This window comes from Paenibacillus sp. JSM ZJ436 (assembly GCF_044383795.1).
GTDB classification, from domain to species: Bacteria; Bacillota; Bacilli; order Paenibacillales; family Paenibacillaceae; genus Paenibacillus_AQ; species Paenibacillus_AQ algicola.
Window position 1 is genome coordinate 59,133 of record NZ_JBISEO010000003.1, and the last position, 19,086, is coordinate 78,218.

A 19,086-nucleotide genomic window follows, 5' to 3' on the forward strand; every position below is an offset into this window, starting at 1 on the left:
ACCGAACTCGTTGCGCCGCTGGTGTGGCTCTGGCACAAACGAACACCAAAAACCGAGCTCGTTGCGCCGCTAAGGCGGTTCCAGCGCAAACGAACACCAAAAACCGAGCTCGTTGCGCCACTGGTGTGGTTCTGGCACAAACGAACACCAAAAACCGAGCTCGTTGCGCTGCTGGTGTGGTTCTGGCGCAAACGAACACCAAAAACCGAACTCGTTGCGCCGCTGGTGCGGCTCCCGCGCAAACGAACACCAAAAACCGAACTCGTTGCGCTGCTGGTGCGGTTCTAGCGCAAACGAACACCAAAACCCAAACACGATGCACCGCTGGTGCGGCTCCCGCGCAACTGTTGCGGTCCCAGACTCTACAACTCAACAATAGATCCAAATACAGCATCGGCGGTGCAGGGAGTATTCCTTGGCACCGTCGTTTTTTATATCCCATAGAGAACCTTTGCCATGTGTATCTAGCTTGGAGCTCCCCGCTCCTCATCTACTTTTTCTAACCTTCCAGCTTGCTGCTTCAATAGCCGTTGATGAGGTTATAGCCCTCGTAGAGAGGGCATAATGCTGAAGGGCTTTGGCTGCAGAAGCAATGCGTGGATGTTACTCAGAGAGACATGGAATGAAATCGCCACAATAGCCGAGGATCAGCTCAGGATGCCGGGTCCATATAAAATGCCGGGTCCATATAAAATGAAAACGAGCAGAGCTAAAATGAAAACACATGAACATGAATTCCCGTATAGCAAAGAAACGCATCAGGTGATACAATAAGAGTCAAATTGATAATTTCAACTTACCTAATTGCCCTCTGACCTGGATAAGCTCCAGGTTGAAGACCCAAGAACGCTTGAATCAAGCACTGAACCTGAGGAGGATTTTTTTATGACAAGTAATCAGACGATTGACAATCTGTCCATCGCTACAATCCGGACACTCTCGATTGACGCGATCGAGAAAGCAAAATCCGGACATCCCGGCATGCCAATGGGGTCTGCACCCATGGGCTATCAGCTGTTTGCGAAGACGATGAATCACAACCCGGACCAGCCTTCTTGGATCAACCGCGACCGTTTTGTGCTGTCTGCCGGACACGGCTCGATGCTGCTGTACAGCTTGCTGCACCTGAGCGGCTATGATCTGTCGATCGAGGATTTGAAGCAGTTCCGTCAGTGGGGTAGCAAAACTCCGGGACATCCGGAATTCGGCCACACTGCAGGTGTTGACGCGACAACCGGTCCGCTGGGACAAGGGGTAGGCATGGCTGTCGGTATGGCGATGGCAGAAGCGCACATGAGTGCTGTTTACAATAAAGAGGATTTCAACGTCATGGATCACTATACGTACGCGATTTGCGGCGATGGCGACCTGATGGAGGGCGTTTCCGCTGAAGCGGCTTCTCTGGCGGGACATTTGAAGCTGGGCAAGCTGATCATGCTGTATGATTCCAATGACATTTCCTTGGATGGCGAGCTGAACCTGTCCTTCTCGGAAAATGCAGCACAGCGCTTCGAAGCTTACGGCTGGCAGGTGCTGCGCGTAGAGGACGGTAATGATCTGGCTGCAATCGAGCAGGCGATCAAGGAAGCTCAGGCCGACTCGCAGCGTCCGACACTGATCGAGGTAAAGACGGTGATTGGCTATGGCAGCCCGAACAAGCAGGGCAAAGGCGGTCATGGCGGTACACACGGCTCTCCACTGGGTGCAGAAGAGACCAAGCTGACGAAGGAATTCTATAACTGGGTTTCCGAAGAGGACTTCTATGTTCCTGAAGAGGTTGCAGCTCATTTTGCCGAAGTGAAGGAACGCGGCATTGCAGCTTTCAAGGCATGGGAAGACAAGTTTGAGCAGTACAAGGCAGCTTATCCTGAGCTTGCGGCTCAATTTGAAGCTGCAGTATCCGGAAAGCTGAACGAGGGCTGGGATCAGGACCTTCCGAAGTACACTGCGGAGGACAAAGCTGTTTCTACCCGTATTGCTTCCGGTAAAGCCTTGAACGGCTTGACAGGCGGAATTCCGCAGCTGCTGGGCGGCTCGGCTGACCTGGAGAGCTCCACGATGACGCATCTGAACGATCTGAGTAACTTTACAGCGAACAGCTATGAAGGCCGTAATGTTTACTACGGTGTACGTGAGTTCGCAATGGCAGCAGCCAACAACGGAATTGCCCTGCACGGCGGTCTCAAGGTATTTGGAGGTACGTTCTTTGTATTTACGGACTACCTGCGTCCGGCAATTCGCCTGGCTGCTATTATGAAGCTTCCAGTGACCTATGTGCTGACGCATGACAGTATCGCTGTTGGTGAAGATGGACCTACGCATGAGCCGATTGAGCAGCTGGCTTCCCTGCGTATTATTCCGGGCCTTACGGTAATCCGTCCGGCGGACGCTAACGAAACCTCCGCAGCCTGGGCATATTCTATGGAGAATCAGGATCGTCCGGTTGCTTTGGTGCTCACTCGCCAGAATCTTCCAGTGCTTGAAGGCGCCGTAGATCAGGCGCGTGAAGGGATCAAACGCGGTGCTTATGTGATTTCCGATGCCAAGGAAGGGAAAGCACAGGCTCAAATCATCGCTACCGGCTCCGAAGTACAGCTGGCGGTCAAGGCTCAGGAAGCATTGGCACAGGATGGTATTCAGGTCCGTGTCATCAGCATGCCAAGCTGGGATTTGTTCGATGCTCAGGATCAGGCATATAAGGATTCTGTCCTGCTTCCAGAGGTGAAAGCCCGTCTGGCCATCGAAATGGCTCATCCATTTGGATGGGAGCGTTATGTTGGCGATCAGGGCGATATTCTTGGCATCAGCACTTTTGGCGCATCCGCTCCGGGAGACCGCGTCATTGCTGAATATGGCTTCACAGTCGAGAATGTCGTTAGCCGCATCAAAGCCCTGCTGTAAGCTTCACTGTTCAGATTGACATCATGATTATCAAGGTCGGCACCTGCTCTTGCTCTATCACTGCGGGTGCCGACCTATCTATATAGCGAGAGGGGAAGCCGCACATGTCTCAATTCAATCAGGTTTCAGTTCAGAAGGAAGCTAATATTTACTATGACGGTCAAGTGACCAGCCGCACGGTGATCTTGGAAAATGGGGAGAAGGTTACCTTGGGTATCATGCTCCCGGGAAGCTATGAATTCGGGACAGATGGACCGGAAATTATGGAGATCCTGTCAGGTGATTTGAAGGTGCTGCTTCCAGGTGAAGAGAGCTGGATGGAAATACAAGGCCAAGCCACTTTTCACGTACCTGCGAAGGCCTCCTTCAAGCTGGAGATCCGCAAAGTAACCGATTACTGCTGCTCTTACCCGTCTGCATAAGTCTAGCTAACAGTCAGATGAGGCCTGCCCTCATCGCCCTGCACCACCCGCACCACCCGCACCACCCGTACCACCAGCATCACCAGCACCACCTGCACCACCCGCTCCAGCTTGAACCGGGGCGTCAATTGAAGTATGGTAATGGAACAGAAATGCCAATGATGACTATGAAAACAGGAGGCTGTCTATACCATGTCGAAAAAAATCAAGTTTGACTACAGCAAGGCCCTGACTTTTGTAAACCAGCACGAAATTGATTATTTTGCCGAGCCGATCCGTACGGCCCACGAGCAATTACATAATGGCACTGGCGCAGGCTCCGATTACTTGGGCTGGATTGACCTCCCGACCCAATATGACAAGGAAGAGTTCAGCCGCATCCAGCAGGCAGCGGACAAGATCAAGCAGGACTCCGATGTCCTGATCGTTATCGGCATCGGGGGCTCTTACCTGGGCGCGCGTGCAGCGATTGAGATGCTGTCCCACAGCTTCTATAATGAGCTGTCGAAGGATCAGCGCAAGACACCGGAAATTTATTTTGCCGGCAACAACATCAGCTCCACGTATGTAACGCACCTGCTGCAGCTGATTGAAGGCAAGGATTTCTCCGTCAATGTGATTTCCAAATCCGGCACGACGACAGAGCCGGCAATCGCTTTCCGTATCTTCCGCGCAGAGCTGGAGAAGAAATACGGCAAGGAAGAAGCGCGCAAGCGGATCTACGCGACAACGGACCAGGAGAAGGGGGCACTCAAGAAGCTGGCCACTGAAGAAGGCTACGAATCCTTCATTATCCCGGATGACGTAGGCGGACGCTATTCCGTTCTGACCGCGGTCGGACTTCTTCCAATTGCTGCAGCTGGCATTAACATTGAAGAAATGATGCAGGGTGCAGCTGACGCCTCCAAGGAATACAGCAGCCCGAACGTGGCGGAGAACGAAGCGTATCAATACGCGGCGGTCCGCAACGCCCTGTACCGTAAAGGCAAAGGCATCGAAATTCTCGTGAACTACGAGCCCTCCCTGCATTTCGTGTCGGAGTGGTGGAAGCAGCTGTACGGCGAGAGCGAAGGCAAGGATTATAAGGGCATTTACCCGGCTTCCGTCGATTTCTCGACCGATTTGCATTCCATGGGACAATTTATCCAGGAAGGCAGCCGGAACATTTTCGAAACGGTGCTTCAGGTCGAGAATGTAGCAGACCATATTACGATTGAATCCGATCCGGATGATCTGGACGGACTGAACTTCCTGAGCGGCAAAACGCTTGATTTCGTCAACAAAAAAGCGTTCCAGGGCACGATGCTGGCGCATACCGATGGCCAGGTTCCAAATTTGATTGTGACAATTCCAGATTTCACTCCCTATTCCTTCGGATATCTGGTATACTTTTTCGAAAAGGCCTGCGGAATCAGCGGTTATCTGTTGGGTGTGAACCCGTTTGACCAGCCGGGCGTGGAAGCGTACAAGAAGAATATGTTCGCTCTGCTCGGCAAGCCGGGTTACGAGAAAGAGAAAGCCGAATTGGAAGCCAGACTTTCCGAATAAACACCTTCATGATGACGGGACCTCACTCTAGGTACCCTTTCAGCAATCCCGTCATCATGGGGACAGAACAGCTGATGAAAGCAGTCCCTGCGGCCTTGTTATGGCCTAAGGACTGCTTTCTTCTCGCATAAGGGGTGGTAATCAGAAGATGCTGGAAGCCTACAAAACGGTGCGTGCAGCCGGGTCCAAGGAAATTGTGATCCGCAAATCCCGGTTTATCGGCCATTGCAAGCCGGTAGAATCGGAAGAGGAGGCTGCCGCATTCATTGAAGACATCAAGAAGCAGCATTGGAATGCCACGCATAATTGTTCAGCTTATGTCATCGGAGAGCGGGATGAAATCCAGAAGCAGTCTGATGACGGGGAGCCGAGCGGAACGGCTGGTAAGCCGATCCTCGAGGTCATCCGCAACCAAGGCCTGAAGAACGTGGCCGTCGTCGTTACCCGATACTTCGGAGGGATTATGCTGGGGGCCGGCGGACTGATCCGCGCTTATACGGATGGAGCTGTAGCGGCTCTGGAAGCCGGGGAGGTCATTAGGCGTGTGCTGCACCGGGAGGTTATTGTCGAGCTGGATTATACCTGGCTGGGTAAGGTAGAGAATGAGCTTCGCAGCCGCAATGTCCGTTTGGGGGAAACGGTGTTTGCGGATAAGGTAACGTTAACCTGTCTGCCGGTAGTCGGTGAGAGCGAGGCCTTCCAGGCGTGGATGGTGGATTTGACACAAGGACAGTCCGTGATCTCGGAGGGAGCGTCGATTTTTTTTATTGAAGGGGAATAAATGATATGGCAAGAAGAGCGGTAGAACGCGAGTTGTCGAGGGAGCGTATTTTGGAAGCGGCCAGGCATTTGTTTATTACCAAGGGGTACAGGGCGATTTCGATGCGCAGCATTGGACAGCACCTGGGTTACAGCCATGGGTCCTTATACTATCACTTCAAAGAGAAGGCGGAGCTTTTCTACGCCATTGTCATGAAAGACTTCAACGATTTGGCCATCCTGATGAATGAGGTGTCAGGCCGGGCATCCGGGGATGGCCATTCAAAGATCGAGCAGCTGCTGCTCGAGTTTGTCCGCTTTGGACTGGATCATCCGTATCAATACGAAATTATGTTCATGATTCGGGATGAAGAGCTGCTGGCGTACTGTCGTTCGGAGCAGAGCCGCTGCTTCGATATGTTCTCTTCCCTGGTGCGCAAGCATCTGCTGGAGGATGCCTGCAGCGACGAAGAGAGGCATCATCTGCCGCTGTCGCTGTTTCTCGGGATGCATGGCTTTATATCCTTTTATATTCAGGACCGGGTTAGCTTTGACGAGATCAAGCCGGCTGCCGTAGCTCATGTAAAAACCTTGTGTCGCAGCTTTTATACAAAGGTTTAGGAAATGGATTGACACCCCCTGCAGATTGCAGGAGGCGCAGCTTTGGCATCCTCACGCTTCACCCTATTGCATCGTTGTAGCGTTGAAACGTCACATTATAACGTAAAAGGGACATGTTTCTCATTTTGATAGAAACATGTCCCTTTTTGTGCTGGAATGAATCGGGTCTTCGTTATCCCTAGCCCTGCATAATTTTCACATAATACTCCCGGCTTCGAGGGCCGTCAAAATCACAAAAGTAAATGCCCTGCCAGCGCCCCAGCAGCAGGCGCCCGCCTTCAATAATCAGCTGCTGGGAAGGCCCGCAGGTTATCGACTTCAGGTGGGAGGCTGTATTGCCCTCTACGTGGCGATATTGAGGGTGCTCCCACGGATATACTTCGTCCAGGCGCATCAGTACATCCTTTTTGACATCGGGATCGGCATTTTCATTAATGGCAATGCCCGCGGTGGTATGAGGGCAATAGACGAGGACCGTGCCGCTCTGTACTCCGCTTTGTTGAACCCGGGCAGCCACCTCGCGGGTAATGTCTCTCAGTTCATCTCGTTGTGTCGTAGACAGCTTTACAGGATACAGCATAAATAACAACAGCTCCTTATTCCATGATGAATATATTTTACCCTATAAATTACAGAAGATGGATTGACGGTGAGGATTCTCTTTTGGTAAAGTGTAAAATATTAAACCAAGTATACTCATAGGAAATGTAAAATTTAAATCCCGGACGTAAGCAGGTTACTGAATGGATTCGGGTTGAGGGGGCTGACAGATGACGGCAGGATTACGCCAGCACGGCTGGACATGGGGATTTCGGAGTACGATACTGCTTTATTTCTTGATTTTAATTGTGCTGCCGATCTGTGGAGTGTATGTGCAGGCCTTCTCCGCAGGCTGGGGAGAGTTTGCGGCTAGCCTGCTGGATCCCATTGCTTGGAAGGCGGTGCTGCTCACCCTGAAGCTGGGCTTGCTTGCAGCCTTCATCAATGTGCTGGCGGGCACGATGGTGGCATGGGTGCTGACCCGCTACCGTTTCCCCGGCAGAGCTGTGCTGAACAGCCTCGTGGATCTGCCATTTGCCCTTCCTACGGCGGTGGGAGGATTGATGATTCTGCTGCTGCTGGGACCAGGGAGCTGGCTGGGTAGCGCCGCTGAGGCGGCTGGATTTTCAATTGTATTTCATCAGCCGGCTATTGTGATCGCTATGGTGTTCGTTACGTTTCCTTTTGTCATCCGGGCGGTTCAGCCGCTGCTGGAGGAGCTGGAATCCTCGCAGGAGGAGGCGGCATATACGCTCGGTGCTTCGCGGTCACGTACCTTTTTTCAAGTGATTCTGCCTTCCATGCTTCCAGGCATTATGAGCGGCGGGATGCTGGCATTCTCCAGGGCTCTGGCGGAATTTGGCGCGGTCGTCCTGATCGCCGGGAACATTCCCGGGCGGACGCTCGTCGCTTCTGTATTCATCTACGGTGAGGTGGAAAGCGACAATCCGGTAGGGGCGGCTGCGGTTTCCGTTGTGCTGCTGACCTTGTCCTTTAGCGTGCTCTGGCTGATGAACCGGGTACAGCGCCGGGGAGGGCGGTCATGAGAAAATTGTGGATCGGACTGACCTATGCCGTATTTCTGGTTCTGCTTGCAGCGCCATTGTACAAAATTGCAGGCAGTGCCTTCAGCGGAGGCTGGGCAGGGCTGAGCCGGGCGTTAGGACGGCCGGAAGCGCTGCATGCTCTCATGATGACCGGGGCGATTGTGGTTGTTGTCACACTGCTTAATGCACTCTTTGGCATTATGATGGCTTTGTATCTCGTCAGAGCCAGCTGGCTGTCCGACAAAATCAAAAGTCTCCTGAACAGCATTGTAGACCTTCCTTACGCGGTGTCTCCTGTGATTGGCGGTCTTATGATTGTGCTTCTGCTGGGTCCGGACAGCATCATCGGCGTATTTCTGGAGGGTACGGGCTTTCAGGTGGTCTATGCGTTCCCCGGGATGATTATCGCTACGCTGTTTGTGACGTTTCCACTTATGGTTCGTGAAGTGATGCCGGTACTGCAGGAGATCGGAACCGACCAGGAGCAGGCCGCTGCTACGCTGGGGGCCTACAGCTGGCTGACGTTTCGCCAAATTACGTGGCCAATGATTCGCTGGGCGGTCGTGTACGGGATGGTGCTGACAGTGGCAAGATCGCTGGGAGAGTTTGGAGCGGTGCTGGTCGTATCCGGCAACATTATGAACAAGACACAGACGGCCACAACATTGGTGTATCAGGATGTCGAGAATTTCAATGTTGCCGCGGCGAGCGGAGTTGCACTCGTGCTGGCTGCCTTCTCAGCGGGACTGCTGCTGTTGATGGAATGGGTGAAAAAAAGAAAGGAAGTGCACTGATATGCATATCCAGGTCTCAAAGCTTGATAAGCATTTTGGCCAATTTCATGCTGTCAAGGACGTCAGCTTTCAGATTGAGAAGGGTCATTTAATCGGTCTGCTGGGCCCGAGCGGTGGCGGAAAAACCTCCATTCTTCGCATGCTCGCAGGCCTGGAAACGCCGGACCGCGGGGAGATCTCCTTTCACGGGCGCGTAGTCAACGACTTGCCGCCGCAGGAGCGGGGCATCGGCTTTGTATTTCAGAACTATGCTCTGTTCAAGCACATGACCGTGTTTGATAATATTGCATTCGGCCTGCGGGTCAAAAAAGCCTCTAAATCCGCGATCCAGAGCAAGGTCATGGAGCTGGTGGAGCTGACAGGCCTGAAAGGATTTGAGCAGCGCTATCCGCACCAGCTCTCCGGAGGACAGCGGCAGCGTGTAGCCTTTGCCCGTGCACTCGCACCAGAGCCGCAGCTGCTGCTGCTGGATGAGCCTTTTGCCGCCATTGATGCGAAAATCCGGCAGGAGCTGCGATCCTGGCTGCGGGAGCTGATTGAGCGAGTGGGGATCACCTCCATTTTCGTGACGCACGACCAGGATGAGGCGATTGAGGTGGCAGATGAAATTATGATTATCCAGCAAGGAAGAGTCGAGCAGAAGGGAACGCCGTGGGACATTTATAAGGAGCCTCGAACACCGTTTGTCGCTTCCTTTATCGGGGAATCCACCATGGTGGAGGAGGCGTCGCTGCTGAAAGGCTTTGATGGATTCAACCATTTGGGTCCTACACGCGCATTAATCCGTCCGGAATATATCGAGCTGGGGGAACATACTGACTTTCCGATCCTTTCAGCTACTGAACAGGGCATAGTGCGGCATCTTCACTTCCGGGGCAGTGAATGGCTGGTGGAGGTAGAGGTTAAAGGACAGAAGCTTGTCACCTACCGCTCTTTGGAGAAGGAAACGCTGCGGCCGGGCCAGGAGATTAGAGTTTTGATTCATCGCGCATACCTCTTTAATGAGGAAAACAGCTGGATTGAAGAGAACCGGCTGAAGGTTGATCCGATGCCGATTATGATTTAGCAAGCAGCCGAGTGAGGAGGTATATCGTTTGAAAAAGCACACAAAGCGGAGCGGGACGGGGATGCTGGCGATATGGCTGGGATTGACGCTGCTGACCGGCTGCTTCAGTCCGGCAGACGGGGACGAGGCTGATCTGACTGCCGCTGCAGCACCGGGGGAGCGGACACTCGTAATAGGCGCGTACAGTGTTGTAAAGGATGCAATGGGCGAGCTTCTCCCGGCATTTCAGGAGCATTGGCTGCAGCAAACGGGAGAAAGAATTGTTTTTCAGGAATCCTATGAAGCTTCCGGGACTCAGGCGCGCTCGATTGCCGGCGGATTTGAGGCAGATGTCACACTGCTGGCGCTGGAGGGGGATATGGATAAGCTGGTGAGATCAGGTCATGTCAGCCCGGACTGGAAGAAGCAGCCTGCAGGGGGGATGATCACCCGCTCGATCGTCGTGCTGGGCACGCGGGAAGGCAATCCCAAGGGAATTCAGGATTTTGAGGATCTGACCCTGGACGATGTCCGGGTGCTGTACCCCAATCCGAAGACCTCAGGGGGGGCGCAGTGGGACATTAATGCGATTTACGGAGCTGGGCTGCGGAAGGCTGAGGCTGAAGGGCATCCGGATCCGGAGGCTGCAGCCAAGCAATTCCTGAAGCAGGTGCATCATAATATCGAGTCCCTGGACAAAAGCGGACGCGCCTCTATGGCGGCCTTCGAATACGGGGTTGGGGACGTCATCGTCACCTACGAGAACGAGCTGTTGGCCCGGGTTGCCAAGGGTGTCCCTTACGACATTGTTGTACCAGAGGACACGATCCTGATTGAGAATCCGGCTGCCGTCGTCCAAAAGTATGCGCAGGAGCGGGGCACAACAGATCTGGCAGAGGCGTTCGTCAGCTATCTTCACGCTCCGGCCGCGCAGGAGACGTTCGTCAAGCACGGCTTCCGCCCCGTTAATCCGAAGACCTGGGATCAGACACAGCAGCAATTTGCGAAGCCGACAGGACTGTTTCGCATTGAGGACTTAGGCGGGTGGGATCATGTCCGGGAGAAGCTGTATTCCAAGCGTGGCATCTGGTATCAGGTGTTAGCAGGAATCTAGAATCTTCAAACAGAAGGTTGCGGATACATATCCGTTCTGTTATTCTTGAGGGGAAAATGATGACTAACGACAGGCTTCAGCCGTTCGGTGTATGTGCCGGGCGGCTTTTTTCTATGAAGTAATTTCAACGGTGATGACAAACAAGAGGTGAAGGTGTTGGATACATTAACGTTTCTGGGGACAGGTGACGCCATGGGGGTCCCGCGTGTCTATTGCAGCTGTACGGTCTGTATGGAAGCCAGGGCAGAAGGCAGAAATCGCCGGTTCCGGTCCTCGGCCATGGTAAGCAGCGGAGAGCAGTTCTTCCTGATCGACTGCGGCCCCGACTGGCGTGTGATGATGGAGCGGTTGGACATCCGTCAGGTCCAGGACGTGCTGGTGACGCATGCCCATTTCGATCATATTGCCGGACTGCCGGAGTGGGCGGATGCCTGCCGGTGGCTGGGACACAAGGGAAGACTGCATGCTCCCCGGGAGGTTCTGGACGTTATTCAAAGTCAGTATCCCTGGCTGTCCAACCACCTGAGCATGATTCAGACAGACGACGGCTGCACTCTGGCGGGCTGGAGCATCCAGGGCTGGAGGGTAAATCACGGGAAGAATGGCTATTCCTATGCATATCGGTTGGAAAAAGACGGCTATGCATGGGTATATAACTCGGACTCCATCCATCTGAAGAAGCAGGAGAAGAAGCCTCTCCACGGGCTGGATCTGCTGGTGCTCGGGACAAGCTTTGTCCAGGAAAGGGCAGAGCGAAGCACCCGCTCGGTCTATGATATGGAGGAGGCTGCCGTGCTGCTGGAAGAGGTGTCTCCCAAGCAAGCGATTTATACCCATATGTCCCATGACGTAGATGTCACCTGTCTGCCGGCGCTTCCGGCCGGTGTGCTGCTGGCACATACCGGCATGGAGGTCGCATTAGGCAAGGCTGAGGGGTAAACCATCATGCAGTAAATGTATGCAGCGCCATAGTATTGTGCCAAGCGTGATGCCCAAAGGCTTCTCCCCGCAGCACAGCTCCAAAAGCCCCGTTCGGCAATGGCTGCCGCGGGGCTTCTTGGCTGTGGTCTATCTGTGAGTCAGGATCAGTCTTGATTCAGGACAAACTGCTCGATGACCTGCTTGACGCCATCCTCATTGTTGCTGGCTGTTACATAGTCTGCGATATCCTTCAAAGGCTGAATAGCATTGCCCATAGCAACCCCTAGTCCAGCGCATTCCAGCATTTCATGGTCATTCCAGGAATCGCCGATGGCAATGGTCTCCTCCAGCTTGCAGCCGAAGTGGTCTGCCAGGAACGTTAACGCATGGCCCTTGGTGCCCTCTTTATGCATGAACTCCAGGAAGTGAGGCTTTGATTTCGTAATATGCATCTGGTCGCCGACCAGCTCCTGAAAGATCGGGATCAGCTCATCCAAATAGTCTGGCTCGTCAATAATGAGCATTTTGGGTGTCGGCTGATTAATCATCTTGGCAAAGTCAGGCTCTACGTAATAAGGAGTCTTGTTCAAGGCGCAGTAGTCAATAAGCTTCTGATTCTCCTCCCGGGCATAGAGCTTGTCATCAATATAAGTCTGCAGATGCAGATCATGCTCCAGGCAATAGTCAAACAGCTTGCGAGCCGCGTCCATCGGAACGAATCGCTCATACAGGACCTTTTCATCCAGCAGGTTCTTAATCAGCGCACCCTGGTATGTAATGATCGGAACGTTTAGCCCGGTTTGGCGGGCAATCTTTTGTGCGGAGGCATAAGCCCGTCCGGTGGCCAGGGTCACGACAACATCCTTGGCTACAGCCTGCTCCAAAGCCTGCTGAACTCCGGGGGTAACCTCCTTCTCATCATTAATCAGTGTATCGTCAATATCAATAGCTATTAATTTGTACTGCGTCATTATGATTGCTCCTCTCTTGATCTGGCAATGTGTACTCCTATCCACGTAGTATTCTCTAAGCACACAATTTGATCAAATTGTATCCCATTCTCTTACGCAGGACAAGGGTAGACAAATAGGCGCGCCGATTGCTATACTAATAAAATCGAACGTATATTCTCATATATGCTGTACGAAAGACTGCACGGTAAGGAAAGGAATTTATAGCTATGATGGGAAGAGCCCACTTGGTCATCAGCACCGGAGTCACCCTCTCTGTAATGGGGCTGGCCGGTATTCCCGTCACGCTCCCCGCGGCGGCGGTAGCCGTGGTGAGCTCACTGCTGCCGGATATTGATGAACCGAATTCGATCCTGGTCCGCACGGCCATCCCTACAGGGCTGCTGCGTGTGCTGCAGCTGGTGCTGATTGCCGGAGCGGCGTTTATTTATTTTTACGGAGCTGCCTTCTCTCCCTGGAATTTGGCGCTGGGAGGCCTGATTGCGGTCGTATCCTTTTTACCGGGCCGAACGCTTCGCCATATTGTCATGTTTATGATCGGATTGGGGCTGGTGCAATTTGGTCAGTTCTTCAACCCGTGGAACCTGATTGCCGGCTGTGTGCTGATGATCAGCTCACTAGTCTCGCACCGGGGACTGACACATAGCCTGTACGCTGTTGCAGGCTGGGGAGCATTGCTGTATTTTGCAGCTCAGAATGCGGAGCATGGAACCAGCCTCTGGGTCGCCGGCGCCTTGTCCTATGCCCTGCATCTGGCCGCAGATACCCTGACGAATCGGGGGATTCGCCCCCTGCCGCCGCTGAAGCTAAGGCTGAAGCTGAAGCTGATGAGTACAGGAACGAAATGGGGCAATATGGTGGAGAATATATGCATGATTCTGACCTTTGTCCTGTTATGGTATGTATTCATCGCTTAATCTGCCCTTCAGCATGCTGCAATCCGTGCCCACATGGGTACTAAAGACATAATAGGCTGCCTCACGGAATGTTGGTTCCGGGGCAGCCTATTGTAGTCTGTTGCAGGATCTATCTGTTATTCCTCCAGAAAAATCAGCCCAATCAGGTCTTCCTGAGCGAGGTTCCCGAAGTAGTGCTTGACGTTAAAGGGAGAGAGGGCTTCTCTGATTTGATTCTCTTCATACCGTTTGCCCCGGAGTGCATCCTCGATGTCTGCAACATCCCCGACACCAAAGAAATCGCCGTAAATCTTGATCTCCGCAATATGTCCGTCTTTAATATTCATCCGAATGTCAATGATGCCTACGGGAAACTTGCGGGCATGCTTCACATTAGACTCTGGCGACTGTCCGTAATTCCAGTCCCAGCTCTGATACCGTTCCCTGGAGATCTGATGGATCATGTCCCAGTCCTTCTCCTGCAGCACATATTGCGGAACCTGGTCCGGTTCCATGCCGAAGATCGAGCGCAGCAGCTCTGCCCGGAATTGCTCAATGGTCATATCCGTTCCAAGCAGTTCTTTAATGTTGGCTACACGGCTGCGGACCGACTTGGTGCTCTTGGATTTGAACTTTTCCGGATTAGCATTCAGGGAGGCCTGCACGTCATCTAGGTTCAAGTCATACATCAAGGTGCCGTGGCTGAACATACGGCCGCGCGTGGAGAACTGGGCGTTGCCAGAAATTTTCTTCTCCCCGACCTGCAGATCGTTACGGCCGCTAAGCTCGGCAGGAACGCCCATTTTTTGCAGAAAATCAATGACCGGCTGTGTGAACTTCAAAAAGTTGTGGAAAGATTGTCTGTCATCCCTCGTAATAAAGCTGAAGTTCAGATTGCCCAGGTCATGGTAGACTGCTCCGCCGCCGGACAGACGCCGTACGACCTGAATCCGGTGATCGCGGATGTATTCCTGGTTAATCTCTTCAATCGTATTCTGATGCTTGCCGATAATGATAGATGGCTGGTTGATGTAAAACAGAAGATAGCTGTCGTCCATAGGAAGATGCTTCAGCGCATATTCCTCAATCGCCAGATTGATGGCGGGATCATGGATTCCTTGATTATCAATAAACAGCATAGGTTACGCCTCCGCTTATTCAGTCTTGTCCAGGTTCTATTGTAAACGAAGACCCGCTTCAAGGGCAAAGCCGTACGAGAGAGGGATCCAGAACGCCGGTGCCTTTCCTGTCAAAAGCTTCATACAGATCGCCATCAGAATTAACACACACCTCATCTTCGTCCTGTTAACTGGTAGAAACGAAAGGATGACAGGAGGCGACGTATTTGCTGGACAGAAAAATAGGAGCGCGCACACTTGGACTTCTCAGTGTATTGGGCCTCCTCCTGTTTCAGGGTATTTTGTGGGCAGCGGAAGCGGAGCCCCAGCTTCCGCGGGAGCTTACCGCAAGCTCTGTTACAGCCGTGCCGGTATATATTACGGAGGTATATCCTGATGACCGCTCTCACCATGGTGTGTTTGAAGGCGCGGGCGGGGCTGATTTATTTGAATTCGTGGAGATTGTGAACATGTCGGAAGAAGCGGTTGATTTCAATGAGCGATATGCTCTTTATTATGTGTTCGGGGCATACTCAACAGAGCTGTCTGTTAGAAGCGGCGAAGACATCGACGCCAAGGTGATCCTTCCGGCGCAAAGTACAGCCGTGCTGTGGGTGAAGCGTTCTAGCTCCGGCATTACGGGAGCAGCTTCAAGGCTGACGAAATCGGATTTCAGGGCTTATCATCAGCTGGAGGCACAGGTGCCTGTATTTCAGCTGGAGGGGCAGGATGGCCTTCATCATGCAGATCGCGGGCTGGTCCTGACTGCCCGGGGAGACAGCACGGTGGTTAGTGAGGTGTTTTATGGGGCAGGGGATGTGCAGAGAGGAGGAAGCATCCATGTCAAGCCCCCGCATAAGGGGAACCGCATGCTGCTTCTGGAACAGCGTTCTGCGCCCTCTCCGGGAGCGCTGCTGCCAGAGCAGCAACTCTTTCCAGGCAGTGCTCCCGAGTAGATAATGGTTGTAAGGCTTGTCCAGATGTCCTATAATTCACAACAGAGAACAAGCTTGTATATCAAACTAGATAATCCATACACATACATGCGAGGTCCCGGGCTTAACCTTTAAAGCGTTAGCCTCGGGTGAAAAGGGAAGCCGGTGCAATTCCGGCACGGTCCCGCCACTGTGAAGCAGGAGACTCCCCCACGATGCCACTGGCTGTACGACTAGGCTCGGGAAGGCGGGGGAGAAGCACCACCTGCAAGTCAGGAGACCTGCCTTGCGTGATGATCTGACGGTCCTTCGAGGAGAGGATTACGTTTGGAGCTGCCGTGCATGCAGCGGAACAGATCCTGCCTGTGAAGTACAGCAGGAGGTGTTTCGCCCGGCTTTATGCTGCGGTGTACCGATCCAATAACGTAACCCCTGATTCTTCAACGAGGAGTCAGGGGTTTTTTTTGCGGTCCAAATCCGGACGCCAGATGAATGATGTTAAAGTGGAGCAAGCTGTATTTCTCGAGATTATACCAATAAGGGGAGAGAAACCAATGAACAAGATGTTAAAGTTCGGATCCACGCTCTTGATGACGATGATGCTGGCCATGATGCTGGCGGCGTGCACAAGCCCGGCCGAAGAGAACGAGACACAGCCGGCGCAGCAAGAGCAGTCACAGGGAAGTGAAGCCAATAACGATGAGGCCCAGAAGGAAGAGGGCAAAGACAGCGAAGCCGACAAGACCGTCTATCCGTTAACGGTGAAGGATGCGACCGGGACCGAAATGACATTCGAAGCGGCACCGGCGAAGGTAGTTTCCTTGTCTCCGTCTGAAACCGAGAAGCTGTTTGCGCTCGGCCTTGATGAGCAGATTGTTGGTGTGTCCGAGGTGGACGATTACCCGGAGGCGGCGAAGTCCAAGCCCAAGATGGGCGGATATGAGATGGATGTAGAGGCGATTGTGGCATCTGGAGCAGATGTAGTGTTCACGGCTGCCATGAATGAGGATAATATCAACAAGCTTCGTGATCTGGATGTCAAGCTGTTCGTTAATGATCCCAAGACCATCGCTGAAGTGATGGACAATATCGCGCTGGTGGGAGAGATTACAGACCGTAAGGCCGAAGCCAAGGAAATTACCGATCAGATGCAGCAAGAGCTGGACATGGTGAAAAACGCGGTAAAAGACGTGAAGGAAGAAGAAAAGAAGACCGTGTATGTTGAATTTTCACCGGGCTGGACAGTAGGCAGCGGAACCTACCTGGATGAAATGCTGAAGCTGAGCAATGCCATCAATGCGGCGGGCGAGGCAGAAGGCTGGTTTGAGGTAAGTGAAGAGAACATTATTGCTGCGAATCCTGATGTCATTCTGTATTCCGCAAATGTCATGGATGAGAACAACCAGTCTTTAGATCAGCTCATTCAATCTCGCAGCGGCTGGGATCAAATCCAGGCTATTCAGGACGGACAGCTGTTCAAGCTGGACGACAATCTGATTAGCCGCCCGGGACCTCGTGTTACGCAGGGCCTGATTGAAGTAGCGAAGGCGATCTATCCGGATTTGATGACTCCGTGAATTCCAAGCTGGCAGGCTATATGATAGCGGGACTGCTGCTTCTGGTGCTGACCCTTGTGGTCAGCCTGGGTATCGGCTCCGTTCATCTGCCTGCCGGGCAGATCGGAGCCATGCTTCTTCAGCGGGTTCCCGGTCTGGCAGAGCGGTTTCCGACAGCCTGGGAGTCCTCGGCGGAACAAATTATTATGAAGGTGCGTCTACCTCGTATACTGCTCGGCATGCTGGTGGGTGCATCCCTGGCAACGGCAGGGGCTGCCTTTCAAGGAGTGCTGCGTAATCCGCTCGCGGACCCGTTTACACTGGGCGTGGCCTCCGGCTCGTCACTGGGCGCAGCGCTGCTTATTTTTTACGGCATGCAGTATTCCTTTGCGGGGGCATGGACACTGCCGCTCGTTGCATTTGCTACCGGTGCTGTAACACTGTGGATCGTGCTGGCATTATCGAGGGAACAGGGCAAGCTTCCAACGCACGGACTGATCCTGGCTGGCGTCATTATGCAGTCCTTTCTGGGAGCGGTGGTGTCTTTCTTGACGATTATGTCTCGTGATACGATGAATGATATTTTATTCTGGACGCTGGGCAGCCTCAGCCTGCGGGGCTGGACGTATATTTTGGTGCTGCTGCCTTATTTCACAGCGGGCCTGATTTATTTATGGAGCCGGTCGAGAGCCTTGAACCTGCTGGCACTAGGAGAGCGCCAGGCTGCATATACGGGGTTGAATGTGGATCGGTTAAAGGGAAGCGTGCTCGTGGTGGCTACCCTGCTGACAGCTGCTGCTGTGTCCGTATCTGGCGTGATCGGCTTCGTCGGGCTTGTCATTCCGCATATGATCCGCCTGCTGACGGGGTCGGATTACCGAATCATTATTCCGCTTTCTGCCTTGGGCGGGGCAGTATTCATGGTCTGGAGCGACACGGCGGCCCGAACGCTGCTGGCTCCGTCTGAGATACCGATTGGTGTCGTGACGGCCTTCATCGGTGCTCCGTTCTTTGCCTACCTGCTGTATCGCAGCCGGAGGCAGCGCAGGGAGGGAAAGCAATGATTACTCTTGAGGGTGCCGGCAGACGGTACGGCGAGGTTATGGCGCTGCAGCCTCTGGACTGGCAGGTCCAGGCAGGAGAGTGGTGGGGGGTGATCGGGCCGAACGGAAGCGGAAAATCTACCCTGCTGCAGCTTCTTTCCGGTGTAGAGGCGCCTTCCTGCGGCACGGTTACTGTAGCCGGCCGCAATATTCGCAAGCACAGCCGCAAGGAACTGGCTCGCTTCATTGCCGTCCTGCAGCAGGAAGGGCTGCCCGCGACAAGCTTTACAGTACGGGAAGTGCTGGAGATGGGCAGATACCCGTTCCAGGGCTGGCTGGGCCGTGAACCTCACGACCCTGCTCCGTTACTGGACTCCATTATGGAGAAGCTGGATCTGCTGGTATTGCAGAACCGTCCGGTGGATGAGCTGAGCGGCGGTCAGCGGCAGCGGACAGCACTCGGCAAGGTGATGGCGCAGCAGCCGACTTTGCTGCTGCTGGATGAGCCCACAACCTATCTCGATATCCGTTATCAGCTGCAGTTCATGGAGATGGTATCACAATGGCGCCAGGAGAGCGGCATTACGATCATCAGCGTGCTGCATGATCTGAATCTGGCGGCTCAATTCTGCGACAAGCTGCTGCTGCTCCAGGATGGACGGGCGGCAGGCGCAGGGCCGCCGCAGGACATGCTGACAGAGGAACGGCTCAGAGAAATTTTTGGTGTAGACACTTCAATTGTCAGCCATCCCTCTAACGGGTCACCCCAGGTGCTGCTGACGGCTTCTCCAAGGGAGGCGCAGAAGAGGGAATAAATTGTGTTGCTGATGCACAGTCGTGCCTAAACCGAATGCTT

General features: G+C 53.4%; 19 protein-coding genes and 1 riboswitch. Of the genes, 16 read left to right on the plus strand and 3 right to left on the minus strand.

Features of this window, described 5'->3' with window-relative positions; translation table 11 throughout:
• Positions 1-21: 21 nt before the first annotated feature.
• The 6 genes from ACH6EH_RS04490 (at position 22) to ACH6EH_RS04515 (ending at position 6,251) form a co-directional block, all read left to right on the plus strand.
• On the plus strand, positions 22-288 hold the full coding sequence (locus ACH6EH_RS04490; RefSeq protein WP_397331302.1) for a hypothetical protein: 267 nt from the start codon (positions 22-24) through the stop codon (positions 286-288).
• A gap of 597 nt (positions 289-885) precedes the next feature.
• Positions 886-2,901, plus strand: coding sequence for a transketolase (gene tkt / locus ACH6EH_RS04495; RefSeq protein WP_138226760.1), 2,016 nt, complete (start codon positions 886-888; stop codon positions 2,899-2,901).
• 104 nt (positions 2,902-3,005) lie between these two features.
• Entirely contained in the window at positions 3,006-3,323 is a 318-nt protein-coding gene (gene ppnP / locus ACH6EH_RS04500) for a pyrimidine/purine nucleoside phosphorylase (protein WP_138226759.1), read from the plus strand.
• Between the two features lie 192 nt (positions 3,324-3,515).
• Positions 3,516-4,871, plus strand: a complete 1,356-nt coding sequence (locus ACH6EH_RS04505) for a glucose-6-phosphate isomerase (protein WP_138226758.1) — start codon at positions 3,516-3,518, stop codon at positions 4,869-4,871.
• Between the two features lie 148 nt (positions 4,872-5,019).
• Positions 5,020-5,652 (plus strand): YigZ family protein, encoded by a 633-nt coding sequence (locus ACH6EH_RS04510; protein ID WP_397331303.1) that lies wholly within the window; start codon positions 5,020-5,022, stop codon positions 5,650-5,652.
• Between the two features lie 5 nt (positions 5,653-5,657).
• Positions 5,658-6,251, plus strand: a complete 594-nt coding sequence (locus ACH6EH_RS04515) for a TetR/AcrR family transcriptional regulator (protein ID WP_138226756.1) — start codon at positions 5,658-5,660, stop codon at positions 6,249-6,251.
• A 178-nt stretch (positions 6,252-6,429) separates the two neighbouring features.
• Here the strand turns inward: ACH6EH_RS04515 and ACH6EH_RS04520 are convergent, their stop codons facing one another.
• A complete protein-coding gene (locus ACH6EH_RS04520; protein ID WP_397331304.1) occupies positions 6,430-6,831 on the minus strand; it encodes a secondary thiamine-phosphate synthase enzyme YjbQ in 402 nt (133 codons plus the stop codon).
• A 190-nt stretch (positions 6,832-7,021) separates the two neighbouring features.
• On the opposite strand from ACH6EH_RS04520, the gene cysT reads away from it, so the two are divergent.
• The 5 genes from cysT (at position 7,022) to ACH6EH_RS04545 (ending at position 11,729) form a co-directional block, all read left to right on the plus strand.
• Positions 7,022-7,837: a sulfate ABC transporter permease subunit CysT gene (cysT, locus tag ACH6EH_RS04525; RefSeq protein ID WP_397331305.1), complete on the plus strand. Its 816-nt coding sequence runs from the start codon at positions 7,022-7,024 to the stop codon at positions 7,835-7,837.
• Complete coding sequence (locus ACH6EH_RS04530) at positions 7,834-8,631, plus strand: sulfate ABC transporter permease subunit (RefSeq protein WP_397331306.1); 798 nt, start codon at positions 7,834-7,836, stop codon at positions 8,629-8,631. Before cysT ends, ACH6EH_RS04530 begins: the two co-directional genes overlap by 4 nt.
• A 1-nt stretch (position 8,632) precedes the next feature.
• A complete protein-coding gene (locus ACH6EH_RS04535) occupies positions 8,633-9,697 on the plus strand; it encodes a sulfate/molybdate ABC transporter ATP-binding protein (protein ID WP_397331307.1) in 1,065 nt (354 codons plus the stop codon).
• Positions 9,698-9,758: 61 nt separating this feature from the next.
• On the plus strand, positions 9,759-10,790 hold the full coding sequence (locus ACH6EH_RS04540) for a sulfate ABC transporter substrate-binding protein (protein ID WP_397331545.1): 1,032 nt from the start codon (positions 9,759-9,761) through the stop codon (positions 10,788-10,790).
• 156 nt (positions 10,791-10,946) lie between these two features.
• A complete protein-coding gene (locus tag ACH6EH_RS04545; RefSeq protein ID WP_175415336.1) occupies positions 10,947-11,729 on the plus strand; it encodes an MBL fold metallo-hydrolase in 783 nt (260 codons plus the stop codon).
• A 146-nt stretch (positions 11,730-11,875) separates the two neighbouring features.
• Here ACH6EH_RS04545 and ACH6EH_RS04550 read toward each other — a convergent pair whose 3' ends face one another.
• Positions 11,876-12,682, minus strand: coding sequence for a Cof-type HAD-IIB family hydrolase (locus tag ACH6EH_RS04550; RefSeq protein ID WP_208203021.1), 807 nt, complete (start codon positions 12,680-12,682; stop codon positions 11,876-11,878).
• 209 nt (positions 12,683-12,891) lie between these two features.
• On the opposite strand from ACH6EH_RS04550, the gene ACH6EH_RS04555 reads away from it, so the two are divergent.
• Positions 12,892-13,599 (plus strand): metal-dependent hydrolase, encoded by a 708-nt coding sequence (locus tag ACH6EH_RS04555; protein ID WP_397331308.1) that lies wholly within the window; start codon positions 12,892-12,894, stop codon positions 13,597-13,599.
• Positions 13,600-13,715: 116 nt separating this feature from the next.
• Here ACH6EH_RS04555 and lplA read toward each other — a convergent pair whose 3' ends face one another.
• A complete protein-coding gene (lplA, locus tag ACH6EH_RS04560; RefSeq protein ID WP_397331309.1) occupies positions 13,716-14,717 on the minus strand; it encodes a lipoate--protein ligase in 1,002 nt (333 codons plus the stop codon).
• 206 nt (positions 14,718-14,923) lie between these two features.
• Between lplA and ACH6EH_RS04565 the strand changes: the two genes are divergently transcribed.
• From ACH6EH_RS04565 to ACH6EH_RS04580, 4 genes are all read left to right on the plus strand, one after another.
• Positions 14,924-15,652: a lamin tail domain-containing protein gene (locus tag ACH6EH_RS04565; RefSeq protein ID WP_397331310.1), complete on the plus strand. Its 729-nt coding sequence runs from the start codon at positions 14,924-14,926 to the stop codon at positions 15,650-15,652.
• A gap of 75 nt (positions 15,653-15,727) precedes the next feature.
• A riboswitch (cobalamin riboswitch) is annotated at positions 15,728-15,934 on the plus strand.
• A gap of 251 nt (positions 15,935-16,185) precedes the next feature.
• A complete protein-coding gene (locus ACH6EH_RS04570; RefSeq protein WP_397331311.1) occupies positions 16,186-17,208 on the plus strand; it encodes an ABC transporter substrate-binding protein in 1,023 nt (340 codons plus the stop codon).
• Entirely contained in the window at positions 17,205-18,251 is a 1,047-nt protein-coding gene (locus ACH6EH_RS04575) for a FecCD family ABC transporter permease (protein WP_397331312.1), read from the plus strand. The genes ACH6EH_RS04570 and ACH6EH_RS04575 overlap by 4 nt, the downstream gene beginning before the upstream one ends.
• Positions 18,248-19,045 (plus strand): ABC transporter ATP-binding protein, encoded by a 798-nt coding sequence (locus ACH6EH_RS04580; RefSeq protein ID WP_138226745.1) that lies wholly within the window; start codon positions 18,248-18,250, stop codon positions 19,043-19,045. Before ACH6EH_RS04575 ends, ACH6EH_RS04580 begins: the two co-directional genes overlap by 4 nt.
• Positions 19,046-19,086: the final 41 nt, after the last annotated feature.